Genomic DNA, 24,729 nt, shown 5'->3' on the forward strand with positions numbered 1-24,729 from the left:
AAAACGAAGGCTTTCGTCATCAAGACTTGACGGAAGTTACGTTTTTTTGCAGATAAGAAAATAAAAGTTTTCTAATCCTGCAGACGTGTTACTAAAGCTTTACGAAAGCTAAGTTTTCTAAATTAAAGGGGAAAGATGACTTATGAATTTTATCGGCAAAATTTTACCGGTCGATGGTTACCATGTCCATTATAAAGGAAATGCTTTACCAGTTGATTATATGCAATCATTAACTCATTTATATCAGCCATTAATCGGGGGGAAAGCAGTCATGCTGTATCAAACTCTTCTCCATGAAATGGATTTTCAGTATGATTCGCCTCAACAAACACACCACACATTAATGAATTATTTAAATCTTCCTTTAGATGAAATATATGAAGCACGTTTGAAGTTGGAAGGAATCGGTTTATTAAAAACGTTTGAAACTAATTCACCTGACAAAACGACATTTACGTATGTATTACAGAGCCCTTTTGCGCCTCACGATTTCTTTCAGGACGGAATGCTTTCGCAATTATTATTACATCATATCGGACAAAATAAATATATCATGCTGCAAAACCATTATGTACGAAAGAGCGACCAGGTGGAAGAAGATGGACGTGAAGTGACCGTCACATTTCGTGAAGTTTTTAATACTTTTTCACCAATGGATGGAACAAAGGGACCGGCACCTAGCCAGCAAGTGCATAGAGGACCAAATATTGAAGAATTAGATTTTTCCTGGATTGAGCAAATGTTAAAGCAACGAATGATTCCTGCAAAACAAGTGTTAACAAATGACAATCGACGAATTATTAATCAGATGATGGTACTATACGACCTGGCAAGTCATGAGATTGAAAAAGCTATTCTTTGGGCATTATCAGATGAAAATAGGTTAAATATTGAAGAATTTAAAGAAGCATGTCATGATTTATTCAGTGAAAAACCTAGTCAATCTAAAGTTAGATTAGTTGAAAAAAATGAACATATAGTAGACAATCGGTCTGAAGATAAAATGAAACCTTTATCAAAAGAAGAGCAGTTAATTAAGGAATTAGAAACAATATCTCCTAAGCAATTACTAGAGGACCTTTCAAGTGGGAATCAAGCTTCTACACAAGATTTAAAAGTAATACGTGAGGTTATGACTTCTCAAGGCTTACCATCACCAGTTATGAATGTGTTAATTCACTACGTATTACTACAGTCAAATATGAAACTATCAAAGGCCTATTTAGAAAAAATTGCAAGCCATTGGTCACGAGCTAATTTAAAAACAGCAAAGGAAGCTATGGTTTTTGCTAAGCGAGAACGTTATCGTACAAGTACAGCCAAAACACAAACGTATAATAATAACTATAAGAAACAGCAATCTAAGGAAGTGATTCCTGATTGGTTTAAGGAAAGAAAAAGTAAAAAGCCACAAGGTTCAGTTTCTAATAAACAAGCAACCGTTGATTTAGAGAAGGAAAAAGAAGAGATTGCTGCATTATTAAATCGTTATTCTAGTACGTCGTCTAAAAATAATCATTTCCAAGGATGATTTCAATGAAACCAGTACAATCAACATTAAAAAAATGGATGCAAGAGAATAGTAACTTCAAGGAAAATTATACAAAAATAAAAAATGAAGTACTAAGTGATCCAGAAATCAAGGAATTTTTAGAGCAACACCCGCAAATTCCTCAAACAGAAATTGATAAAAAACTGATTAAATTATATGAATACAAATCGCAATCTAAACAATGTGACCAGTGTTCATCCATACATTCCTGCCAAAATATGCTTAAAGGGTACACCCCTGTGTTGCATGTGGATAATAATGAAATTCATTTATCCTATGAAAAGTGTCATAGTAGAATTGTGTATGAAAAGGAGCAAAAGCAACAAAGCTTAATCCAAAGTCTGTATATGCCTAAGGAGATATTGCAGGCAACTATTCCTGATATAGACCATGATCCGAAAAGAAGTCAAGCAGTACGAGAGTTAATTACATTTCTTGATCAAGCTCGAGAAGGGGAAATCCCTTCTAAAGGAATCTATTTTTACGGTCCGTTTGGTGTAGGTAAAACGTATTTTATTGGTGCGTTAGCTAATGAACTGAAAAAATTTAATATATCGTCCATGCTAATCTATATGCCAGAATTTGTTCGAGAAATAAAATCTTCCCTTAAAGACGATTCAATCAATGAAAAGATTGATTACTTTAAAAAAGCGGATGTGTTGATGATCGACGATATTGGGGCAGAAATGCAGTCTGCTTGGTTTCGAGATGAAGTACTGGGATCTATTTTACAATACCGTATGATGGAAGGATTACCTGTATTTTTTACATCAAACTATAGTATGGAGCAACTAGAAAGTCATCTAGCTAAAACCAACCGTGGCGATATAGATGAAGTTAAGGCAGGGCGTATATTAGAGAGAATTAGGCAGGTAAGTAGAGAAGTTCCTATCTTTGCTGAAAACCGAAGAGGGTAGACAAAAAATAGCTAACATTTTTGTTAGCTATTTTTTTAGTATATAGAAAGAGAATAACTTTCCTATCTTGCATAAATGCAACTATGGCCATCACCATAATGGTTTGGCGAATGCCAAGTTTTCTAATAAAAACATGTAAAGCTTGGTGAAATCCAAGTATTCTTATAGAAGAATTAACTAAAGTTACTAGTTTTGATTGATTAATCATTTTTTTGATTCCTTGTCCATATAATGTAACAGTTTGGTTTTGGATGAGGGTGATGTTGTTGCTGGATGTTTATTTTAGTTCGAATAAAGAAGTAATTAGTTTTTGCGAGCAATTATTTCGTTATAACAAAAAAATTGAATTACATTGGAAAACACATGAAGATTGGGGGAATCATTTACAGATTGATGATCAAGATACGAATCATGAAACGTTTGAAACTGTAGCTAAATCGATGGTCGATGTCTTCAAATCACATCGTCTTTCACCGATGATCAAAGGAGTTATAGAGGATTTTTATTATTATACAAATGCGGATGAAATTGAAAGGATATTAGAAATTACCCATTGGATTGTCTCAGGAGAAGATGATGACAGTCTACAGGTAAGAAACAGTAAGGAAGATCCTACAGAGCTTTTATATTCATTATTTATAGCTAATATTAAAAACACAAGTCCTGTTCATTTTGACTCTATAGTAAATTTTCGATTGAAGGCATTTAAAGATCAAATTATTTACTTTGTTGGCTTAGCCATTGATGAATTTAAACGAGAAGAGGATCATCAAGAATTTGTGAACATGCTCAGGGAATTTATTACCAAAAAAGAACCAAAATATAATACGATTCATATATTACAAGGAAATCCTTTTTCGTTTTTTAAGCCAAATGGAAAACGGTTTTCTAAAATGGAATTAAGAATGATATTGCAGCAAGAGCCATTATACATTGTTGGTTTAGAAAGTGATGAATTAAATCTAGCTCCATTAGTTGCCATGGCACCAAAAAAGATTAAAATTTATGGAGATCATCCCTCTGAGCCAAAAACATTAACAGTCATTAATGTATTCCAAGAAAGAGTGGAATTTGAACCAGTTAGTAAATTTCCTTTTCCGTACTATTTAAAAAATCAATAATTGGGCTTGATTATACATTTAACTCACGCTATAATGATGTTTATATTATACGATAAACGAACAAGTTATGAGAAGGATATGATCATTTGTCTACTAGTTGTACAGAGAAGGAAGTCAAGGCTGAAAGCTTCCGCTACTACTCAAATGATTACCACCTTTGAACTCTTCTATTGAACTTCTAGTAAATAGAGGCGTACCATCTGCGTTAAAGATCTATGAGCCGCAATGTATTTTGCGGGAAATAGGGTGGAACCACGTGACCAAGCGCTCGTCCCTTTGCATTTAGGCAAAGGGGTGGGCGTTTTTTGATTATTTTTAATTTTTAACCCTAAACAATACATACAAAAAAAGGAGTGTTCAAGATGGCAGAAATTGAATTTATTTTTCCAGATGGAGCAAGTAAATCTTTTCCTCAAGGTACAACTGGAGAAGATATTGCGGCATCAATTTCACCCGGTTTAAAAAAGCAAGCATTAGCAATTAAGTTAGATGGAGAGTTATATGACTTAAGAAGAGAACTTACGAATGGTGGAGCTATTGAAATTATTACGTACAAAAATCAAGAAGGAATTGAAATTGTACGTCACTCAACAGCCCACTTGATGGCACAAGCTATAAAACGTACTTATAAAAATGTTAAATTTGGTGTTGGTCCTGTTATTGAAGAAGGATTTTATTATGACATGGATTTAGAGCAATCTATTACACCTGAAGACTTACCAAAAATCGAAAAAGAAATGAAACGAATTGTAGATGAGAATTTGGAAATAGAACGAATCGAAGTATCTCGAGAAGAAGCGAAGTCAATGTTCCAGGAAATAGGTGACGAGTTAAAATTAGAATTAATTGATGCTATTCCTGAAGAAGAACAAGTGACTATTTATAAACAAGGTGAGTTTTTTGATCTTTGTCGAGGTGTTCATGTTCCTTCAACAAGTAAACTTAAAGCCTTCAAATTATTAAGTATTTCAGGTGCTTATTGGCGTGGAGATAGTAATAATCAACAGTTACAACGTATTTATGGAACAGCTTTCGAAAAGCAAAGTCAAGTAGAAGAATACTTGCAAATATTAGAAGAAAGAAAAGAAAGAGATCATCGTAAGCTTGGAAAAGAACTTGATATATTCACGGTCAATCAAAAAGTTGGTCAAGGCTTACCTCTTTGGTTACCTAAAGGTGCAACGATTCGTCGCCAAATTGAACGGTATATAGTTGATATTGAAGAACGTTTAGGGTATGATCACGTTTATACTCCAGTCTTAGCAAATGTTGATTTATATAAAACAAGTGGTCACTGGGATCACTATCAAGATGATATGTTTCCGGTTATGGAGATGGATAATGAAGAGTTAGTGCTTCGTCCAATGAACTGTCCACATCATATGATGGTATTTAAAAATCAACTATGGAGTTATCGTAATTTACCAGTTCGTATAGCTGAACTTGGAACCATGCATCGTTATGAAATGTCGGGTGCATTGGCGGGATTACAGCGTGTTCGTGCAATGACTTTGAATGATGCGCACATTTTTGCTCGCCCAGATCAGTTAAAAGATGAGTTTATCCGAGTAGTTGAGCTAGTTCAACGCGTATATAAAGATTTTGGAATTGACGACTATTATTTCCGTTTGTCATACCGTGATCCTGAAGATACAGAGAAATATATCGATAATGATGAAATGTGGGAGAAAACGCAAAGCATCCTCAAAGAAACAATGGAAGATATGGAATTGGAATATGTGGAAGCAGAAGGAGAAGCTGCATTCTATGGTCCTAAACTTGATGTACAGGTGAAAACAGCACTTGGAAAAGATGAGACATTATCAACTGTACAAATCGATGTGCTATTGCCTGAGCGTTTTGATTTATCATATATTGGAGAAGATGGTAAAGAACATCGTCCAGTTGTAATCCATCGTGGAGTAGTATCAACAATGGAACGTTTTGTGGCTTTCCTATTGGAAGAATATAAAGGTGCCTTCCCTACTTGGTTAGCACCAGTTCAAGTAAAAGTAATCCCAGTTTCACCACAAGTTCATTTAGATTACGCGAAAGATGTAGCTGATAAATTGAAATTACAAGGGGTACGCGTACAAGTAGATGAACGAGACGAAAAAATTGGATATAAGATTCGTGAAGCTCAAACTGAAAAAATACCTTTTGCTCTAGTAGTAGGTGATAACGAAATCAGTGAAAATGGAGTAAATGTTAGAAGGTATGGAGAGCAGAAATCAGAGACACTGACTTATGCTGATTTCGAAAAGCTAATCAAACAGGAAATTGACGAGAAAATATTACGAAAAAAATAAGTTAGAATATAACAATGCCCAAGCTCCTTTCATATAATGTATGGTGCTTGGGCTATTCATTAGTAAACGTTTATGTTATACTAAGATTAGCCAATGGAAAAAGAGTTTTTAAGTTGACAGATTATACAATACATGCTATTGTATAAAAGTTGATTAAAACTTAATGATCTGAGACAAGTAGAAGCACCCGCTTCTCACCTGATCAACGCTAGTACGCAGTTGACTGGTTAAAACATCTTTAAATTTAACGATTTAAGACGTGTGGGTGCATTTATGTGCCCACTTTTTAATTTGAAATAAAGACTTGTCAATAATGATCGGTAATGAAAAGGTGGAAGCGACCGGGAAGAGACGTATAGACTGGACTGAATCACAGGAGATGAAGGAAGTCAACTAGTCGCTGGGAGCTGAAACTGGATTAAAATAATTTGGAGGTGGCTGGCTATTAGCAAAGATATGAATGTTAATGAGAAGATTCGTGCGAAAGAGGTACGTCTTATTGATTCAAATGGTGATCAACTTGGGGTGAAATCACGTCAAGAAGCATTGGACATTGCACAAACTAGAAACTTAGACTTAGTATTAGTTGCACCAAATGCAAAACCACCAGTTTGCAGAATCATGAATTACGGTAAATACCGTTATGAGCAACAGAAGAAAGAAAAAGAAGCTCGTAAAAACCAAAAGGTTATTAACATTAAAGAAGTTCGCTTTACACCGGGAATTGGCGATCATGATTTTAATACAAAATTAAAAAACGCTAGAAAATTCCTTGAAAAAGGTGACAAAGTAAAAGCAACTGTTCGTTTCCGTGGACGTGCGATTACGCACAAGGAGCTTGGTCAGGAAGTTTTAGATAGATTCGCTGAAGAAGTGAAAGATATTGCTACGATCGAATCTAAACCTAAAATGGAAGGTCGTAATATGTTTATGATGCTTGCTCCAATTAATGAAAAACAATAATTTTTGATGCTTACAAGGAGGAAATCAACATGCCAAAAATGAAAACCCATAAAGGTTCTCAAAAACGTTTCAAAAGAACTGGAACTGGAAAATTAAAACGCGCTCATGCTTACACAAGCCATATGTTTGCGAATAAATCACAAAAACAAAAACGTAAATTACGTAAAGGTGCTCTTGTATCTTCTGGAGACTACAAACGCATCAAAACAATGCTTCCTAAGTAATAGAAGCTTATTTAGAAATCGACACAACTAAAATACTAACTTGATATACAATGGAATTGTATTAGGAGGGAATTAATATGCCACGTGTAAAAGGTGGAACAGTTACGCGCAGACGTCGTAAACGCGTATTAAAATTAGCTAAAGGTTATTATGGTTCGAAGAGAACGTTATTTAAAACAGCGAAGCAACAAGTAATGAAATCAGGTCAATATGCATATCGTGACCGTAAGCAGAAAAAACGTGAATTCCGTAAGCTTTGGATCGCACGTATTAATGCTGCTGCACGTATGAACGACCTTTCTTACAATAAATTAATGCATGGTTTAAAATTAGCAGGTATCGAAATCAATCGTAAAATGTTGTCAGATCTTGCAATCCATGATGAAAAAGCATTTGCTCAATTAGCTGAAAAAGCAAAAGCAGCGCTTAAGTAATATAATGAATGGCCAAACCGCATTTTAATTTGCTGGTTTGGCTTTTTTATGTGAGATAAGTGTTTTTCAAGAAAAGGGTTCTCACGGACAAAAGAGAGTAGGAATTGGGTCATGAAGGCCCAGAAAAATTCTCACAAACGAAAATAGGCAAAACATAAGCGAAAAAAATCTTTACTAAGTGCTTTAATTGACAATACCTTACTCAATTTTAAAAAGGAGATTAGTATAATGTATCAAATCGATGTGTGGTTACCTTATATTTTGGCTGTTAATTTAATTGGATTTCTTTTCATGGGAGTTGATAAACGCAAAGCTAAAAATAATCAGTATAGATTGCCAGAACGAACATTGTGGGGAATTGCCATTCTTGGTGGAGCTATCGGATCATTAGTTGGTATGAAAGTATTTCGTCATAAGACCAAGCATCGTTCCTTTGTTATTGGTATGCCACTATTAATTGTAGTGCATCTCGTCTTAATTGTTTACATAAATGTTTTTCTGTCATAATGGCTCGTCTATTGTCATATACTTGTTCTAGGCTTTTGGATTTTCATGATCAAGCTCTAAGGGAGGTAGATGATGGAAGTTTTTAGCACTTATATTTTAGCTGTTATTGAAACGGGCGGTTTATTAGCACCATTATTATTTATTAGCTTTCATTTACTAAGACCGCTTTTCTTTCTTCCGGTTGTTTTTATATGTATTACTGGAGGAATTATGTTCGGTGCAGTAGCTGGTACGTTATACTCCATTATTGGAATTACACTTTCTAGTATAGTTTTTTATGGGGTTATTCGTTGGATGCCAGGGACATTTGATAGGCTTGTACGTCTTAAATCGAAGATCATTGGAAAACACTCTGAGCTAACAACGTCTCAAGTGACTGTACTTCGGCTTGTACCATTTATCCATTTTCATTTATTGTCACTATGCTTAATCGAGATATCTACCAGTTTTAGAGATTATACGAAAGCATCCATTATCTCAAATATACCATTAGCTTTTATTTATACTTCTATCGGTCAGTGGATCGCGAACCTGTCTCCTCTTTATATCTCCGCATTTTTAATTATTTTACTACCTCTTATTTATGCATTAAGGCGTAAAGAAGTGATCATAAAATGGCAAGACTTTTTCCAAGTTAGCACATAAAAAATAATGCTCATCTACATGGACAGATGAGCATTATTTTTTTCAATTTTACTACAGAAACGATCACGTTCAGCGAATTGCTATTTTCCTAATCAGTGATCATTAGTTGGTTTATCGGGTGTTTCCATTTTATTGTTGCGTAAGGATAGTGTATTAATAATTCTTTTTCTAAAAAATATAAGTCATCTCGTGTTAATCCCCGTAACTCTAAAGGGTTATGAACAACAACATGAATATCTACAACCTCGAATGATTGTTCCGTGGCTCCTAAATACTTTTCTCCTTCAAATAGGCATCCTTTATATACAAATTGCAAATTCTTTTTACTGTTACTAGGTTCATCAAGAAAATAAAATTCGTTTGATTCCTTAGCCTTGTATAATTTCCTTTGTGGATTAAGAAAATATTGAATCACGGTATATATAACAAGTGCAATTGCGATTATAATTAGAATGCGAAATAAATAAACTATCATTCAGATCGTCTCCCTAGTTATTGTTAGTATCCCATACGTCTTACATAGCCACATAGTTTCACTATTTGTAAAAAAACATGATACAATCATATAAAACGTACGAAATGAGGTTGAGAATTTGGACTGGTCATCTCTTTTTTCCATGCAAAAAAAATTAGACTCATATATAGAGTCTAACCATCAATTAGAAAATAAAGATGTTTTTCATGATAAATATTTAGCATTGCTAGTAGAACTTGGTGAGCTTGCGAATGAAACAAGATGTTTTAAGTTTTGGAGTAATAAACCGAGAAGTAGTGATAGCGTAGTTTTAGAGGAATATGTGGATGGAATTCATTTTATTTTATCGTTAGGAATCGAAAAGGGGTTATACTATCATTCGATAGAGCTAGAAAACACATCTGTTTCTGAAACCGAGCAATTTAATTCAATATTTGAATTATGTGTTAAGTTTAACAATAATCCTGTACAGGAAAACTATGATCGTTTGTTTTATAATTATCTGCTATTAGGTCAAATACTAGGTTTTACAGAAGTAGATATTCAGGATGCTTACTTCAAGAAAAATGAAATTAATTATGAGCGTCAAAACCAAGGTTATTAATTATTTTATTATTTTCAAAAAACAGTTATACTGAAGAAGTGGAAGATAAAGGAGGAAAATAATACATATGGCAAAATTAGATGAAACATTAACCATGTTGAAAGACTTAACAGATGCCAAAGGAATTTCGGGTAACGAAAAAGAATCAAGAGAAGTAATGGAACGATACATTACACCTTACGCAGATGAAGTATATACTGATAATTTAGGTAGTCTGGTTGCTAAAAAAACAGGGGATGAAAACGGACCTAAAATTATGGTAGCTGGTCATTTAGATGAAATTGGGTTTATGGTAACTCGTATTGATGATAATGGATTTGTTTATTTCCAAACGATTGGTGGCTGGTGGAGTCAAGTAATGCTTGCTCAACGAGTTACAATTGTTACAGCTAATGGAGATGTGACAGGTGTTATTGGTTCTAAACCACCTCATATTCTACCAGCGGAAGCTCGTAAAAAACCGATAGACATAAAAGATATGTTTATTGATATTGGAGCATCTAGTAAGAAAGAGGCTCAAGAGTTTGGAGTCAAGCCTGGAGATTCCGTTGTACCATATTTTGAATTCACACCTTTAAAAAATGAAAAAATGTTACTTGCAAAAGCATGGGATAATCGTATTGGATGTGCCATTGCAATAGAAGTATTAAAACAACTAAAGGATGAAAACCACCCAAATATCGTTTATGGGGTTGGAACGATTCAAGAGGAGACTGGACTTCGCGGTGCAAAAACTTCTGCGCATTTAATACAGCCTGATATTGGTTTTGGTGTAGATGTTGGTATTGCAGGGGATACACCAGGAATAAAAGATCATGAAGCAGATAGTAAATTAGGTAAGGGACCACAAATTATCATTTATGATGCATCGATGATCTCACATAAAGGTGTACGTGATTTAGTTGTTCAAACAGCTGATGAGAATAATATCCCTTATCAGTATGCTTCCATTGCTGCTGGTGGTACAGATTCAGGTTCGATCCACTTAACAGCAAATGGAGTACCATCATTGTCAATTACCGTGGCATCCCGTTATATCCATACACATGCAGCAATTATTCATCGTGATGATTTTGAAAATGCTGTTAAACTAATTGTAGAGACCATCAAGAAACTAGATAGTGATAAAGTAAAAGAGATTATTTTAGCATAGAAACCCAATATTTTTAAGTTTTGATTAAAGACCATTTCAAACGAAATGGTCTTTTTTCTTGAACTCTATTGCATTTTTATTCATAATAATGCATAATGATCCATAAATATAAAAGTAAACATTAGATTTACTTTAAAAGGTAAGGGGAGAGATAGATGAGTAAAGAGAAAATTGTTTTAGCTTATTCAGGTGGACTGGACACGTCTGTCGCTATTAAATGGTTGCAGGATCAATATGATTATGATGTTATTGCGGTTGGTTTAGACGTTGGTGAAGGGAAAGACTTGGCATTTGTTAAACAGAAGGCATTGGATGTGGGAGCAATTAAATCATATACAATAGATGCAAAAGCATTGTTTGCAAATGAATATGTTTTACCGTCCCTACAAGCGAATCTTCTATATGAAGGAAAATACCCATTAATTTCTGCACTTTCAAGACCACTTATCGCAAAAGTATTAACAGAAATAGCAGAGCAAGAAGGGGCAGTGGCAGTAGCGCATGGGTGTACAGGTAAGGGGAATGATCAGGTACGTTTTGACGTTGCATTTACTGCATTAAATCCAAACTTGAAAATTGTTGCTCCAGTTCGTGAATGGAAAATGACAAGGGATGAAGAAATTAACTATGCTAAAGAGAACAATATTCCAATTCCGATTGATTTTGATAACCCGTATAGTATAGATCAAAATCTTTGGGGGAGAAGCAATGAATGTGGTGTATTAGAAGATCCATGGGCTGAGCCGCCAAAAGATGCATATGAATTAACGGTGGATCCTATAGACGCACCAGGCCAAGCACAAACCATTGAAATAACGTTTGAGAAAGGGAAACCAGTAGCAATAGATGGAAGTTCATTACCTTTAGAAGAGCTGATCCTAGAGCTGAATGAGGTTGCTGGAAAACATGGTATTGGAAGAATAGACCATGTAGAAAACCGTCTAATTGGTATAAAATCACGCGAAATTTATGAGAGTCCTGCTGGAGTAACATTGATTGCAGCGCATCAGGAGCTAGAGGCTTTAACCTTGCCAAGAGAGGTAGCTTCATTCAAACCTATTATTGAACAAAAATTAGCCGAAACAGTTTATAACGGTCTTTGGTATTCACCACTAACCGAAGCTCTGAAAGCTTTTATTAAAGAGACCCAAACATTTGTGTCTGGTATTGTGAAAGTTAAATTATATAAAGGAAACCTTGCAGTAATTGGCCGTAAATCTTCTCATTCACTTTATGATTTTGATCTAGCTACATATAACAAGGAAGATGCATTTGACCATGAGTCAGCACTTGGATTTATCAAGCTTTGGGGATTACCTACTGAGGTGCACTCTTCTGTAACGAAGGTACATGAACAAAAGGGTGGATTTTTAAGTAAAACAATCGTTGAAGTAAAGGAAGCTGTGAAACAATGAAGCTATGGGGAGGGAGATTTATAAAACCAACAAATGAATTAGTAGATGAATATACTGCTTCTATTCAATTTGATCAAAAATTAGCTAAATATGACATCCAAGGAAGCTTAGCTCATGTGGAAATGTTAGCAGCATGTAAGATTATATCAGAGCAAGATGCAGCTAAAATTGCAGAAGGATTAAAGGTAGTTGCCGAAAAAATAGAGTCTAAACAAGCGGAGCTTACAAAGGATCATGAAGACATTCATATGAATATAGAAAAATTACTAATAGATGAAGTGGGTTCTGTTGGTGGAAAACTACACACTGGAAGAAGTCGTAATGATCAAGTTGCCTTAGATATGCGTTTATATTTGCGTGAAGCTATTGTGGGTATTGCCCAAAAGCTAGTTAGTCTGCAGCAATCACTACATCAACAAGCAGCATCGAATCTAGATACAGTATTCCCAGGATATACGCATTTACAACGAGCGCAGCCAGTCTTATTCGCACATCATATGATGGCATATGTGTTTATGTTTCAGCGTGATATGGAACGATTAATCGATAGCTGGAAGCGTGTGAATCAATCTCCTTTAGGAGCAGGTGCGCTTGCTGGAACCACTTATCCTATTGATCGTCATTATGTTGCTAGGAAACTGAATTTTGAAGGTATTTGTGATAATAGTTTAGATGCAGTTAGTGATCGAGATTTTGTAGTAGAATTTTTATCGAACGCATCTTTACTATCGACACATCTATCTCGATTATGTGAAGAATTAGTCCAATGGTCTAGTATTGAATTTAATTTTGTAGAATTAGATGATGCCTTTTGTACTGGAAGTAGTATGATGCCACAGAAGAAAAATCCAGATGTAGCGGAATTAGTACGGGGGAAAACAGGACGTGTGTATGGAAACTTGATGGGTATGTTAACTACCTTGAAGGGATTACCTCTCGCCTACAATAAAGATATGCAAGAAGATAAAGAAGGTATGTTTGATACGGTTGACACTCTAAAGGGAGCGCTAGAACTTTTTGCACCAATGATTGAGACTATGGTTGTGAAAAAAGGAGTTATGTATCAAGCTGTAGCTAACGATTATTCAAATGCAACTGATTTAGCTGATTACTTAGTAGATAAGGGCTTACCATTTCGAGAGGCGCATGCGGTGGTTGGCCAGGTTGTATTGCATTGTATTCATCAAAATAAGTATTTATTAAATATGTCAATAGAGGAACTTAAGGTGTTTTCTACATTAATAGAAAAGGACATATATACTGTCCTTTCACCTAAAGCAGTTGTTAATGCTCGAGATGTAGTAGGAGGTACAGCAAAAACACAAGTAGAAGCACAACTTACTAAAGCAGAAATCATATTGGAAGAGAATAAGACTTGGATTACCGAACGCATGAAACAGATTGAATTATGGTAAAAATAGGGGGAAACGAAGTAATTCAGCAATAGTGCTTCGTTTCCTTACAAAAGGTAATTTCACGATCTAAAATAGTATTAAATATACATACTAATGAATATTTATTAATTTATGAGTATAAAACTTCAGTTGGGAGGAGAAGTAATGAATGAACAAACTGGTTATCTTGTATTAAGTACTGGAGATGTACTAGAAGGAAAATGGCTTGGAGACATACTACCTACCGAAGGAGAAGTGGTATTTAATACTGCTATGACAGGATATCAAGAAGTTATGACTGACCCATCCTATGCCGGACAAATAGTGACCATGACATACCCACTTATCGGAAATTATGGGGTCAATGAAGTGGACTCAGAAAGTATAATGCCTTCCCTTTCCGGATTAATTATTTCTTATCCGTGTGTTACGCCAGAACATTATCAATCTACTAAGTCCATTCGAGAAATGATAACGGAATATAAGATACCGACGTTATATGGAATTGATACAAGGGAGCTTACACGTATTATTCGAGATAACGGAGAAGTATATGGGAGAATCTCAACGAATAAAAATGATCATCCTACTAAAAACGCAGTTGATCAAGACATTGTACCAAGTGTCTCCGTATCTAAGATAAGAAAATATACAATAACAGAAAACGAGTTAGATGTTCGCCCTCATATTGTCTTAATGGATTTTGGCTATAAGCAGTCAATTGTCCAGTCTTTACTTGATTTAGGATGTGACGTAACTGTTGTTCCATACGATACCAATCCAAACCAAATTCTAGAATTACGTCCACATGGTATATTGTTATCCAATGGACCAGGAGATCCTAATGATTTGAGCTATCTAATAGATAATATAAAGGTTATTTGTGAGAATTATAAGGTTTTAGGGATTTGTTTTGGACATCAATTGATAGCTCTAGCTCATGGTGCAAAAATAACACGACTTTCTTACGGTCATCGTGGGAGTAATCATCCAGTTAAAAATTTGCTAACTGGTAAAGTGTCTATAACATCACAAAATCACGGTTATATTGTGGATCCGGATACCATTGAAGAAAAGAATTGGATCATAACGTTCCGTAATGTAAATGATGGATCCATTGAAGGTCTTTGCCATCGTTCCAAACAAATTATAACAGTTCAATTTCATCCAGAAGCACACCCTGGTCCAATTGATACACAGAACATTTTCTCAGACTTTGTTAACGAAATAGTAAATAAAGGAATGAAACTTCATGCCTAAACTTGAACATATACATAAAGTTCTTGTCATTGGCTCTGGTCCGATAGTAATTGGGCAAGCAGCAGAATTTGATTATGCAGGGACTCAAGCATGCATAGCACTAAAAGAAGAAGGAATTGAAGTTATATTAGTTAATAATAATCCCGCTACAATTATGACGGATGAACATATCGCCGACAAAATTTTTCTAGAACCATTAACTAGCAAGTCTTTAGAAAATATCATAAGAGAAGAAAAACCGGATGGACTGCTACCAACACTTGGTGGGCAAACTGGTTTGAATTTAGCAATACTTCTAGCAGAACAGGGAACTCTAGAAAAATACGGCGTTCAATTACTAGGAACACAAATAGACACGATTAAAAAAGGGGAAGATCGTGAACTATTCAAATCCCTGATGAAGGATTTAAAGGAGCCAGTTGCAGAAAGTAAGTCAACGAATACGATTATGGAGGCAGTTGACTTTGCAAGATCTGTTGGTTATCCATTAATTGTTCGTCCAGCGTATACATTAGGAGGAGCAGGTGGAGGTATTGCGAATGATGAACGGGAACTACGGAAAATTGTTTCTAATGGATTGGATGCAAGCCCGATTCGCCAAGTTTTAATTGAACAGAGTGTTCAAGGCTGGAAAGAAATTGAATATGAGGTAATCAGAGATGCTAATGATACATGTATTATTGTCTGTAACATGGAAAACATTGACCCTGTCGGAATACATACTGGTGATAGTATCGTTGTAGCACCATCTCAAACTCTAACGGATCGACAATATCAAATGTTACGAACCTCCTCGTGCAAAGTAATACGTGAATTAGGTGTGGTTGGAGGATGTAATATTCAGTTTGCTTTGAATCCAGATAGTAATGAATACATTATTATCGAAGTAAATCCAAGGGTTAGTCGGTCTAGTGCACTAGCATCCAAAGCCACAGGGTACCCGATTGCGCGTATCGCTGCTAAGCTAGCACTTGGCTATAACTTAGATGAGGTGATTAATCCAATCACTGGTAATACCTACGCAAGTTTTGAACCAGCTATTGATTATATAGCAATAAAAATACCACGTTGGCCATTTGATAAGTTTGCTAACGCAGACCGTATATTAGGAACGCAAATGAAAGCTACTGGAGAGGTAATGGCGTTAGCACGTAATCTTCCAGCAGGTATCAATAAAGCAATTCGTTCGTTAGAAATTGGTGTGGAGAAATTACATCTACCAATTATACATCAGCTTACGAATGAAGAAATAAATCATGCTTTAAAAGTAGCTACAGATGCAAGATTGTTTGTTATAGCTGAAGCATTTAGACGGGGCTATACGGTTGAACAAATACATGAAGTGACTGCAATTAATAAATATTTTTTAAATGGAATTTATTCTTTAATTGAGACTGAAAATATATTAAAGAAAAAGGAATGGAAGAACATTACCAAGTTTGATTTTGTAACTGCTAAACAAATGGGATTTACAGATCATACATTGGCAGATTTTTGGGGTGTAAAAGTTCAAGAGGTTCGAGCTAAATTAAAACAAGAAGGAATTAAACCAGCGTATAAAATGGTAGATACGTGTGCAGGGGAGTTTTCAGCTGCTACACCATATTTTTATAGTGTATGGAATGAATGGGATGAGGTGAACGCTTTAACTAAACTTAGGAAAGTGGTCGTATTAGGTTCTGGTCCCATTCGAATTGGCCAGGGAGTGGAATTTGATTATTGTTCGGTCCATGCAGCAAAGTCACTTCAAGAGCAGGGGATACATGCAATTGTTGTCAATAATAATCCAGAAACAGTAAGTACGGATTTTAATATAGCTGATCATTTATATTTTGAACCATTAACCGTAGAAGATGTACTTCATGTCATTCATAAAGAAAACGCAGATGGAGTGTTAGTACAATTTGGTGGTCAAACAGCTATTAATTTGGCAGAGGGATTAGAAAAAGCAGGAGTAAAGATTTTAGGTACCTCATTACAGGCAATTGAATCTGTAGAAGATCGGGACCAATTTTATCATTTACTTCAAGAACTTACTATACCTCATATTCCAGGGGAGACCGTTTCTGATTTTTTATCTGCTACACATGTTGCTGCCAAGATTGGTTACCCAGTATTAATTCGCCCTTCATATGTAATTGGTGGAAGAGGTATGGCCATCATTCACAATGAGTTGCAACTACTGGACTTTCTATCTGAACTACAACGAACTTCAAACGGTACACGTATTTTTCCTTTATTAATAGATCAGTTTATTTCAGGCTTTGAGCTAGAAATCGATGCCGTATGTGATGGGGAAGACATTTTAATTCCGGGTGTTTTTCAGCATGTGGAACGTGCGGGAATTCATTCTGGTGATAGTATGGCAATTTTTCCTGCTCCTAACCTGACAAAAGAACAGAAAGTATTAATTGAGCAGTATACACAAATGATTTCTTCGAGTTTAAACGTGAAAGGAATTATGAATATTCAATTTGTACTTAGCAACGATCAGAAAACTATATATATACTAGAAGTAAATCCACGAGCATCAAGAACAGTTCCTATCGTAAGTAAAGTGACAGGAGTTCCTATGGTTGATTTGGCAACACGGATACAAATGGGAGAAACGCTGAAGGAACAGGAATGGAAGTTAGGGCTTCATCAAGAAATACCATTTTACGCTGTGAAATTACCGGTTTATTCCACTAATAAACTTCCTGGTATCGATCCAATACTTGGACCTGAGATGAAATCTACAGGAGAGGTAATAGGTTTAGGTAAAACTGTAGATGTTGCAATGACAAAAGCATTTAATTGGTCTGAAAATAACATATGTTCACTAACTAATGAAGATACTATTTTCCTAGCATTAGAGAATTTAGAAGTAGCTAAAAAAGATGGATTAATACGGTTATTATCAGACTGTAAGGCAAACATTGCCATGGATGAATTAACTCTGCATATCCTTCAACCATATGGTATTAAAGCAGGGCAGTTGATATCAATTCAAAAAGCTCAATCCATTTGTTTGAAAGGTGGATTTACTATAATCTGTAGTACAAAAAAATATGAAAAGGAACAAGTTGTTTTAAGAAAAAATGCTCTCAAATCCAATACCACCTGTTTCACTTCATTGGAAACATTACAGGCATTCTTGCAGGCTAAAAATAGTGTAAATAATGAGGTTCGATCTATTGGTGAGCATAGAAAAGAAATAGGAAAATTGAATATAAAGGGGCGTGTATTACGATGAATGTAGGAACATCTACAAATATAATTAGCCAATTAAAAGGGAGAGATTTTTTAACACTTGTGGATTTTTCCACAGAAGAAATTGACTATCTAATAGATTTGGCAAGTTACTTGAAAGAACAATGTGAAAAAGGAATAGTTTATGAACCGTTAAAAGGGAAAACACTCGGAATGATTTTTGAAAAACCATCAACACGTACACGTGTATCCTTTGAAGCAGGAATGTATCAATTAGGTGGTATGGGTATTTTTTTAAGCACGAAGGATATACAAATGGAAAGAGGAGAGTCAATAGCAGATACTGCTAAAGTGTTATCGGGTTATTTAGATGGGATAATGATCCGTACGTTCTCGCAAGAAAGGGTGGAGGAGTTGGCAGAACATGCTACCATTCCTGTAATTAACGGTCTAACAGACTTGTATCATCCATGTCAGCTTCTTGCTGATTTGCAAACGATTAAAGAAGTAAAGGGGAAGCTAGCTGGCTTAAAGTTGGCATATATTGGTGATGGAAATAATATGGCAAATTCATTAATGATTGCTGCAGCAAAAATGGGCATTGATATTAGCATAGCTGCTCCAAAAGGTTATCTTCCTAATCAAGACGCGATAGAGAAAGCTAATGCGTTCGCGTGTGATTCAGATATTCTGATTACCGAGGATCCAATTAAAGCTGTTAAAGAAGCAGACATTATATATACGGATGTTTGGGCAAGTATGGGGCAAGAGAAGGAGCAAGCGATACGTCAAAAAGTCTTCGCTAACTTTCAAGTAAATCAAGAGCTTGTAAACTACGCAAAGGAAGATTTTATTTTTATGCATTGTTTACCGGCTCATCGAGAGGAAGAAGTAACGGCAGAGATTATGGATGGGAAGCACTCTGTTGTGTTTCAAGAATCAGAAAATCGCTTACACGCTCAAAAGGCGTTAATGACAGCGTTAATGGGGGAACTATAAAAAAGGACCTCTTGATTATAGATTCAATAGATGTAGCAATCTTAAAGGCTAAAAATAATTTAGCATTGGTTGTTAGAGAAAAGATGGAGTTTGATGACTTTTTTCTCGCTTATTTAGTTGATCCTACTGGTTTAGGCTTTGGGCTAATTCAAAATAAGTAGAGGTTTACTTTTAATGATTTGTATGACAGAACAAAAAAATGCGGTTGGACTTATCAAATCCAACCGCATTTTCATGCTAAATAAGACTGCATCACTTTTTTTACGTAATTCTGTGTTTCTTTAAATGGTGGAATACCGTTGTATTTATCGACGTTACCTGGTCCAGCATTGTAAGCTGCTAAAGCAAGCTCAATATTACCATTATAACGATCTAGCATCTGAGTTAAATATTTGGTTCCACCTTCAATATTTTGAGCTGGATCAAAGGAATTTGATACGCCTAGTCCTCTTGCTGTACTAGGCATTAACTGCATCAAACCTTGAGCACCAGCATGACTAACTGCATTTGGATTATAATTAGATTCTGCCTTTATAACAGAATGAACTAATTTCTCATCTATGCCATACTTTGTAGCAATCTTTGAAACTTGTTCATTAAAGGTAGAATTCGTAGCAGTAAATGTGCTTTGAATGCTTCCTAATGATAAAGGATTTACTGGAGATGATAGAAAAGAATTATTATTGCCAGTAGTTCCAGTATACATTTTACTACTTAACATGGCAGAATCATTCAGTTGATTCTGTAATATTTGCTTGAAAGCTAGATCTATCATTGGCGACTGACTAGACATTCCATCCTTATTGGAATAAAGAATAGACATTGCCTGATTTTGTATCAGTTGTTGTAAGTATCTTATTTCCACTTATATCTCTCCCATAATAGCCTATCTCTATTGTACATTAAATTCTCAGAAATACTAGAATGAAATTATTTCCTTTCCGGAATTTAGTAGCATATCTTTATAGAAAGGATCTTTTCCAATACAAATTACACGATTACAGAGTTCATTGATTTCATCCATATCATGCGACGTATAGATGATCATTAACTCGTTTTCTACTGCCTGCTTTTGTAAGTAAGTACCAATTTCTTTGCGCGATTTTAAATCAATTCCAACTGTAGGTTCATCTAATAACAATACCTTTGGATGATGAATGAGACTAATTGCTAAATTTAATTTTCGCTTCATACCTCCTGAAAGGGTATTAACAGGTTCCTTCCATTTGTATAGTTTCATCTCTTGACATAGGTTTCTTAATTCCTCTTTTGTTTGATTAACCCAAGAGAGTTTTTCAAAAAACACCATATTCTCCTCAACTGTTAGATCTTCCCATACTGCGATATCTTGTGGTACATATCCAATCAATTTGCGAATCTTTTTTCGTTCAGTTGTATAGGATAAGTCATTTAGGGATATGGAACCTTCGCTAGGTTTGGAGATAGTCGCCAGGATATGAAGTAACGTAGACTTACCTGCGCCATTTTCACCGACAAGACCAATAATTTCTCCTGGATTGACCGTGAATGTTAGATTATGAAGGATTACATTCTCACGAAAACTCTTATGTAATGATTCTATGTTAAGCATCGACCTTCTCCTTTCTGAAATACCAAAGACATAGAAGAATAATGGAACCTACTAGCCAAATAAAGGTAACTTCCTCAGAGAGAAATTGATGTAGTGGATTTACGTATTGTAACCAAGTTATCTCCTGGATAAACCCATTTACTGGTAAAAACACTCCACTAATAACCGTAATAAACAACGTAAAAGCAAATGCACCACAATAGAATAAATATACATTTTTGCTTAACAGAGCTATTATAAATGCTAATAATGTAATCATTACTCGAAAAGTAAATAGTACGAACATGTTTATTTGGGTGCTGAAGTAATGGTAAAAAAACAAGAGGGTAAATCCATCTACGATGATGAACAGCCCTAAGTAAAACAATAAATTTTTTACGACATAGTGATGGTATCTTATTTTAGTAAAAGTAAATCGTGAACGTATGTTGGATGAGTTTTCTTTGATCACCCAGTCTAGTAATAATAGCGTACTAAGCAAAGTAAAAACTGCCCATATTCCCCATACATTCCATGTAAATAAAGGGTTCTCATTCTTAGGTTGTGTAGCACCTTGGAATTGGAAGGTCGTGTGTAATAAGTCTTGTTCAGCTTGTACTTCTTTACTTTTTTGAATAATCTCTTCCCAATCTCTTTGGATCTCTCTTTTATATTTCGTTTCTAGGTCCATGACAACATACGCCGCTTTAGATCTTATGGTTTCCTGTTGGACAAAGGATACAACCATTTCTTTTACTGGAGAGTAGGCTAGAGAACGATCAGATCGATAACTAGTTATAAGATTTGTACGGTTGCCTTTTCGAATTTGTTCCTCGTACCCTTGATGAATGATAAATACACTATCAAGCGCATGTTTTTCTAACTGGATTAACGCTTCGTCTTCGGTTAATTGCGTTACTTCTACAAGAGGGGATTGTTCAATAGCGTCCAATACTCCTAATGCTAGGGGGGTCTCCTCCCCTAAAACAATGCCAATTGGAACTTGAGTGTCTTGCTGAATTTTTTCTGTAAAAGAAATAAATAAGCTTGTAGCAATTAATGGGAATAACAACCAAAATAGGACACTCAGTACTTGTTTTTTCCACCTAATCACTCGTGTTACTAGGATGTCTTTCATTTCACCCCACGCTCCTTCCACAATGAGTATCCAATCAGAACAAATACACTTGTGAGACTCATTAGAAGAAGTGGAATATAATCAACGTAAAATCTTCCATTAAGTATTAACTCCTCAAGCCATTGAAAAGCTTGATTTGAAAATAAATAGGTTAGAAAACCTTGCATATAGGTTGGTAGATAGATACTAGGTAATATAGCTCCACTACATAAAAGTATGAATACGGTAACTATAGATTGAATAAGTAAACGAAATTTTGATGTTCGAATCGCTAACTCCAATAATGCTAATAACACTAGATATATAATACTGTATAAAAAAGTAATCATAGCAATACGAACATAATTATCGGTTAAGACTTCAAAGTTATGAAGCACTTGTATAAATATGCCGAAAGTAAAGGTACCTATTACAGATACAACTGTAATGGTAACCATTATTTTTGCAACTATTTTCGCAAGTTCTGTAACCCCATAGAGTTGCATCCGTTGTCTCATTTTTAATGAGTCATCTTTATATAAAAAACTATAGAAAATAAATAACCACACTGTAATTAAAATAAACCAGGTGCCCAAAGAATAATAATATAATGGAGATGCAGTAACATTATTCGTTATTTCCTCTTGATTTAACACACTGTCTTTACCCAATGTAAAAAAAAGAAATTCTTTGAACTGATCGAACACCAAATCACTTCTGGTCTCTGTGTCCATACCTAATTCCTTTGCATAATGGTTAATCGTGAGTATATTCGCTTGTGAAACATTGATATGTCGTGTTACACTTTCGACGATTTCCCTTACAAGCTGACTTTCTAGTGCACGTTCAGGATTTCCAATCATCGTTAATTCAACAGACTGACCAGTGTATAATTTCTGTGTGAATTCATCTGGAAATATAATGTATGTACTTATCTCATCTTGCTCTAAGGCATTAACAGCATCCTCTTCATTCATAGAATACATTTGAATAAAGGAACTTAATTCAGAGGATTCCTCCATTAAATTAATAACTAGTTCCGTTTCAGTTGATTGATCGAGGTCAATTAACCCCACTGAGATTGGCTCGTCTTCTGTTAACGAGAGAAGAGAAATAATAATTGCTCCCAATAATCCAATAATAATGATTGGGAATAGTAAAAGAAGAGGAAGTGATTTCCACTTCCTCTTAAGCTGCAAAACATTTGTCTTTAAAAACAATCGTACATGTTTTAAAAAATGCATGGTGTACACCTACTTTAGACTTAAAATCCTGGCCCCATAATGCCGTACATCCATTGTTCAAATTGAGGTGTTACTTCTGTTTCAAAGTACATCATTAGTTCATTGATATCCATACTCCCTAAATCTTTTACTTGATCACTACTAGGGATTTCTACTGAACTAATCGTTTTAGCTTCCTTGGAAACATGTAATGTGAATAGATCTTGGCTAATTTCTGGGCTTTCAATTGATAGTTCATGTTGAGAGTTCATTTGATCATTGTCATAGGATGCACTTCCAGACCATATAAGTGTTCCGACTACTCCGTAACCTTCATCAAATGAAATATTCCGATCAAACTTTCTTTCAGTATCATTTAACGTTTCAGTAGATTCATAGGTTAAAACCATTTCTTCTGCAGTTAATGAGATGGAATCATTGATATCACCATCTTCAAAGGACAACTCACCAGATAAAGCAAATTCACCCTCATCATATGCATCTTTGAATCCAATTTCATAGTCGAATGACTGATTAGAATTATTAAATAAATGTGTTCCATTTAAATAGAAGGATACCATTTCATTTTCATTAGGACCTAATTCTACTTCGAAGTCACGTTTTACTACTAGATTATCATTAATCCAAATAGTTGAAGTTAATCCATTTGGAATCGAAAACTCTAATACTTCTTCACTAGCTTCTTCCATAGCAGTAGTAAAATCTTCTACAATTTGATTGGCTTCATCCATTAACATAGAAGCTTGCGGTACTGTAAATGCACCAAATGTTTGTAACTGATATTGCTCCTTGATCATTTCTTTTAATCTATCATCTTCTGCCATTTTAGAAAATAGATCAGATAAGATATTTCTTACTTCTTCTTCTGTAAGGTGTAGGGTGATTTTTTCTGTCTTAACGGTTTCACTTTCTACTTTTACATCCTCATTGGCTGATTCAAATGCACTTTCTGGAAGCTCATCATACAAATACGTCGCATATGCTTCTTTTAGATAATCCAAATCTTCCTCTGATAAAATGGAGTTATCTTCAAATACCATATTAAAATCTAAAGTTTCTTCCCCTGAAAATGTGTAGGGATCAAATTGACTAAGTAAGCTTCCAAAGTCATCACCTTTAAGCTGTAGCGTTTCTTCTAAGAAGGGTAACCCTACCATTACGTCATCTGATGTTACGTGTAGGTCAATGCTTCCTAATTCAAATCCACCTAAGCTACCTTCAACCTTAGACGTAAGCAATTTTTCATTTTTATCTGTACCTGTTGTGATTGTAATAGTGGAGTTATTTATGATTTGTTCTGGACTAAATAGTCCATATGACTCCCCCATAGGATCGTTATATTCCGCTGATAGCTCGACAACTGATTCTGTAGGATTTTCTTCCACTTGTTCACTCCAGCTTAATTCTGGTTCGAAACGCTGCTCCAACTCTTCTGTTAATACATCAATGGTGTTCTTTTCAGCTAAGAAGTACGTTTCTTTGGTTGATTTATCGGTTAAAACGAATGCTGCAACCGAACCTCCAACAACTAATAGGGCAACTAGCGTAATTAACACAATACGTTTAACTCCAGTTTGCTTTTTTACATCTTCCATCCATATTCCCCTCTCTAAATTACACTCCCTTGTTATATG

The 24,729-nt window shown here is 35.1% G+C and carries 23 protein-coding genes and 2 other annotated features; of the genes, 17 read left to right on the forward strand and 6 right to left on the reverse strand.

Annotated features, from left to right (window positions below):
• Positions 1 to 142 precede the first annotated feature (142 nt).
• From GMD78_RS00560 to GMD78_RS00600, 9 genes are all read left to right on the forward strand, one after another.
• Entirely contained in the window at positions 143 to 1,531 is a 1,389-nt protein-coding gene (locus GMD78_RS00560) for a replication initiation and membrane attachment family protein (protein WP_155666108.1), read from the forward strand.
• A gap of 5 nt (positions 1,532 to 1,536) precedes the next feature.
• Entirely contained in the window at positions 1,537 to 2,469 is a 933-nt protein-coding gene (gene dnaI / locus GMD78_RS00565) for a primosomal protein DnaI (RefSeq protein WP_155666110.1), read from the forward strand.
• A 260-nt stretch (positions 2,470 to 2,729) separates the two neighbouring features.
• A complete protein-coding gene (ytxC, locus tag GMD78_RS00570; RefSeq protein ID WP_425495034.1) occupies positions 2,730 to 3,590 on the forward strand; it encodes a putative sporulation protein YtxC in 861 nt (286 codons plus the stop codon).
• A 58-nt stretch (positions 3,591 to 3,648) separates the two neighbouring features.
• Positions 3,649 to 3,869 (forward strand) — a binding site (T-box leader).
• Positions 3,870 to 3,952: 83 nt separating this feature from the next.
• Entirely contained in the window at positions 3,953 to 5,899 is a 1,947-nt protein-coding gene (gene thrS, locus GMD78_RS00575) for a threonine--tRNA ligase (RefSeq protein WP_155666114.1), read from the forward strand.
• Between the two features lie 169 nt (positions 5,900 to 6,068).
• Positions 6,069 to 6,196, forward strand: a sequence feature (ribosomal protein L20 leader region).
• 159 nt (positions 6,197 to 6,355) lie between these two features.
• A complete protein-coding gene (infC, locus tag GMD78_RS00580; RefSeq protein WP_155666116.1) occupies positions 6,356 to 6,862 on the forward strand; it encodes a translation initiation factor IF-3 in 507 nt (168 codons plus the stop codon).
• Positions 6,863 to 6,891: 29 nt separating this feature from the next.
• On the forward strand, positions 6,892 to 7,086 hold the full coding sequence (gene rpmI / locus GMD78_RS00585; RefSeq protein ID WP_155666118.1) for a 50S ribosomal protein L35: 195 nt from the start codon (positions 6,892 to 6,894) through the stop codon (positions 7,084 to 7,086).
• Between the two features lie 77 nt (positions 7,087 to 7,163).
• Positions 7,164 to 7,520 carry a 50S ribosomal protein L20 gene (gene rplT / locus GMD78_RS00590; protein WP_155666120.1) on the forward strand — a complete coding sequence of 119 codons (357 nt, stop codon included), beginning with the start codon at positions 7,164 to 7,166 and terminating at the stop codon, positions 7,518 to 7,520.
• Between the two features lie 228 nt (positions 7,521 to 7,748).
• Complete coding sequence (locus tag GMD78_RS00595; protein WP_155666122.1) at positions 7,749 to 8,027, forward strand: DUF1294 domain-containing protein; 279 nt, start codon at positions 7,749 to 7,751, stop codon at positions 8,025 to 8,027.
• 72 nt (positions 8,028 to 8,099) lie between these two features.
• Complete coding sequence (locus GMD78_RS00600; protein ID WP_155666123.1) at positions 8,100 to 8,672, forward strand: TVP38/TMEM64 family protein; 573 nt, start codon at positions 8,100 to 8,102, stop codon at positions 8,670 to 8,672.
• A gap of 88 nt (positions 8,673 to 8,760) precedes the next feature.
• Here the strand turns inward: GMD78_RS00600 and GMD78_RS00605 are convergent, their stop codons facing one another.
• A complete protein-coding gene (locus GMD78_RS00605; RefSeq protein ID WP_155666125.1) occupies positions 8,761 to 9,147 on the reverse strand; it encodes a sigma-w pathway protein ysdB in 387 nt (128 codons plus the stop codon).
• A gap of 118 nt (positions 9,148 to 9,265) precedes the next feature.
• Between GMD78_RS00605 and GMD78_RS00610 the strand changes: the two genes are divergently transcribed.
• The 8 genes from GMD78_RS00610 to GMD78_RS00645 all read left to right on the forward strand — a co-directional run bounded on the left by GMD78_RS00610 (position 9,266) and on the right by GMD78_RS00645 (position 19,325).
• Entirely contained in the window at positions 9,266 to 9,751 is a 486-nt protein-coding gene (locus tag GMD78_RS00610) for a dUTP diphosphatase (RefSeq protein WP_155666127.1), read from the forward strand.
• 67 nt (positions 9,752 to 9,818) lie between these two features.
• Complete coding sequence (locus GMD78_RS00615) at positions 9,819 to 10,904, forward strand: M42 family metallopeptidase (RefSeq protein WP_155666129.1); 1,086 nt, start codon at positions 9,819 to 9,821, stop codon at positions 10,902 to 10,904.
• Between the two features lie 155 nt (positions 10,905 to 11,059).
• Positions 11,060 to 12,319 (forward strand): argininosuccinate synthase, encoded by a 1,260-nt coding sequence (locus GMD78_RS00620; protein WP_155666131.1) that lies wholly within the window; start codon positions 11,060 to 11,062, stop codon positions 12,317 to 12,319.
• Complete coding sequence (gene argH, locus GMD78_RS00625) at positions 12,316 to 13,734, forward strand: argininosuccinate lyase (RefSeq protein ID WP_155666133.1); 1,419 nt, start codon at positions 12,316 to 12,318, stop codon at positions 13,732 to 13,734. Before GMD78_RS00620 ends, argH begins: the two co-directional genes overlap by 4 nt.
• A gap of 144 nt (positions 13,735 to 13,878) precedes the next feature.
• Entirely contained in the window at positions 13,879 to 14,973 is a 1,095-nt protein-coding gene (locus GMD78_RS00630; RefSeq protein WP_155666135.1) for a carbamoyl phosphate synthase small subunit, read from the forward strand.
• Positions 14,966 to 18,208, forward strand: a complete 3,243-nt coding sequence (gene carB / locus GMD78_RS00635) for a carbamoyl-phosphate synthase (glutamine-hydrolyzing) large subunit (protein WP_155666137.1) — start codon at positions 14,966 to 14,968, stop codon at positions 18,206 to 18,208. Before GMD78_RS00630 ends, carB begins: the two co-directional genes overlap by 8 nt.
• Entirely contained in the window at positions 18,205 to 19,164 is a 960-nt protein-coding gene (argF, locus tag GMD78_RS00640; protein ID WP_155666139.1) for an ornithine carbamoyltransferase, read from the forward strand. Before carB ends, argF begins: the two co-directional genes overlap by 4 nt.
• Positions 19,165 to 19,175: 11 nt before the next feature.
• A complete protein-coding gene (locus GMD78_RS00645) occupies positions 19,176 to 19,325 on the forward strand; it encodes a VOC family protein (RefSeq protein WP_155666141.1) in 150 nt (49 codons plus the stop codon).
• 71 nt (positions 19,326 to 19,396) lie between these two features.
• On the opposite strand, the gene GMD78_RS00650 is transcribed toward GMD78_RS00645, so the two are convergent.
• The 5 genes from GMD78_RS00650 to GMD78_RS00670 are packed head-to-tail and all read right to left on the reverse strand — an operon-like array spanning position 19,397 to position 24,690.
• Positions 19,397 to 20,029, reverse strand: coding sequence for a lytic transglycosylase domain-containing protein (locus GMD78_RS00650; protein ID WP_343042041.1), 633 nt, complete (start codon positions 20,027 to 20,029; stop codon positions 19,397 to 19,399).
• Between the two features lie 54 nt (positions 20,030 to 20,083).
• Positions 20,084 to 20,755, reverse strand: a complete 672-nt coding sequence (locus tag GMD78_RS00655; protein ID WP_155666143.1) for an ABC transporter ATP-binding protein — start codon at positions 20,753 to 20,755, stop codon at positions 20,084 to 20,086.
• On the reverse strand, positions 20,748 to 21,872 hold the full coding sequence (locus GMD78_RS00660; RefSeq protein WP_155666145.1) for an ABC transporter permease: 1,125 nt from the start codon (positions 21,870 to 21,872) through the stop codon (positions 20,748 to 20,750). The genes GMD78_RS00655 and GMD78_RS00660 overlap by 8 nt, the downstream gene beginning before the upstream one ends.
• Positions 21,869 to 23,095, reverse strand: coding sequence for an ABC transporter permease (locus GMD78_RS00665; protein WP_155666147.1), 1,227 nt, complete (start codon positions 23,093 to 23,095; stop codon positions 21,869 to 21,871). The genes GMD78_RS00660 and GMD78_RS00665 overlap by 4 nt, the downstream gene beginning before the upstream one ends.
• A gap of 20 nt (positions 23,096 to 23,115) precedes the next feature.
• A complete protein-coding gene (locus tag GMD78_RS00670) occupies positions 23,116 to 24,690 on the reverse strand; it encodes a DUF6583 family protein (protein WP_155666149.1) in 1,575 nt (524 codons plus the stop codon).
• Between the last annotated feature and the right edge of the window lie 39 nt (positions 24,691 to 24,729).

The organism is Ornithinibacillus caprae, from assembly GCF_009728145.1.
Lineage (GTDB): Bacteria > Bacillota > Bacilli > Bacillales > Amphibacillaceae > Ornithinibacillus > Ornithinibacillus caprae.

Coding starts and splice junctions, on each gene's coding strand:
- GMD78_RS00560 (WP_155666108.1), top strand. CDS start 143: ATGAATTTTATCGGCAAAATTTTACCGGTCGATGGTTACCATGTCCAT.
- dnaI (WP_155666110.1), top strand. CDS start 1,537: ATGAAACCAGTACAATCAACATTAAAAAAATGGATGCAAGAGAATAGT.
- ytxC (WP_425495034.1), top strand. CDS start 2,730: ATGTTGTTGCTGGATGTTTATTTTAGTTCGAATAAAGAAGTAATTAGT.
- thrS (WP_155666114.1), top strand. CDS start 3,953: ATGGCAGAAATTGAATTTATTTTTCCAGATGGAGCAAGTAAATCTTTT.
- infC (WP_155666116.1), top strand. CDS start 6,356: ATGAATGTTAATGAGAAGATTCGTGCGAAAGAGGTACGTCTTATTGAT.
- rpmI (WP_155666118.1), top strand. CDS start 6,892: ATGCCAAAAATGAAAACCCATAAAGGTTCTCAAAAACGTTTCAAAAGA.
- rplT (WP_155666120.1), top strand. CDS start 7,164: ATGCCACGTGTAAAAGGTGGAACAGTTACGCGCAGACGTCGTAAACGC.
- GMD78_RS00595 (WP_155666122.1), top strand. CDS start 7,749: ATGTATCAAATCGATGTGTGGTTACCTTATATTTTGGCTGTTAATTTA.
- GMD78_RS00600 (WP_155666123.1), top strand. CDS start 8,100: ATGGAAGTTTTTAGCACTTATATTTTAGCTGTTATTGAAACGGGCGGT.
- GMD78_RS00605 (WP_155666125.1), bottom strand. CDS start 9,147: ATGATAGTTTATTTATTTCGCATTCTAATTATAATCGCAATTGCACTT.
- GMD78_RS00615 (WP_155666129.1), top strand. CDS start 9,819: ATGGCAAAATTAGATGAAACATTAACCATGTTGAAAGACTTAACAGAT.
- GMD78_RS00620 (WP_155666131.1), top strand. CDS start 11,060: ATGAGTAAAGAGAAAATTGTTTTAGCTTATTCAGGTGGACTGGACACG.
- argH (WP_155666133.1), top strand. CDS start 12,316: ATGAAGCTATGGGGAGGGAGATTTATAAAACCAACAAATGAATTAGTA.
- GMD78_RS00630 (WP_155666135.1), top strand. CDS start 13,879: ATGAATGAACAAACTGGTTATCTTGTATTAAGTACTGGAGATGTACTA.
- carB (WP_155666137.1), top strand. CDS start 14,966: ATGCCTAAACTTGAACATATACATAAAGTTCTTGTCATTGGCTCTGGT.
- argF (WP_155666139.1), top strand. CDS start 18,205: ATGAATGTAGGAACATCTACAAATATAATTAGCCAATTAAAAGGGAGA.
- GMD78_RS00655 (WP_155666143.1), bottom strand. CDS start 20,755: ATGCTTAACATAGAATCATTACATAAGAGTTTTCGTGAGAATGTAATC.
- GMD78_RS00660 (WP_155666145.1), bottom strand. CDS start 21,872: ATGAAAGACATCCTAGTAACACGAGTGATTAGGTGGAAAAAACAAGTA.
- GMD78_RS00665 (WP_155666147.1), bottom strand. CDS start 23,095: ATGCATTTTTTAAAACATGTACGATTGTTTTTAAAGACAAATGTTTTG.
- GMD78_RS00670 (WP_155666149.1), bottom strand. CDS start 24,690: ATGGAAGATGTAAAAAAGCAAACTGGAGTTAAACGTATTGTGTTAATT.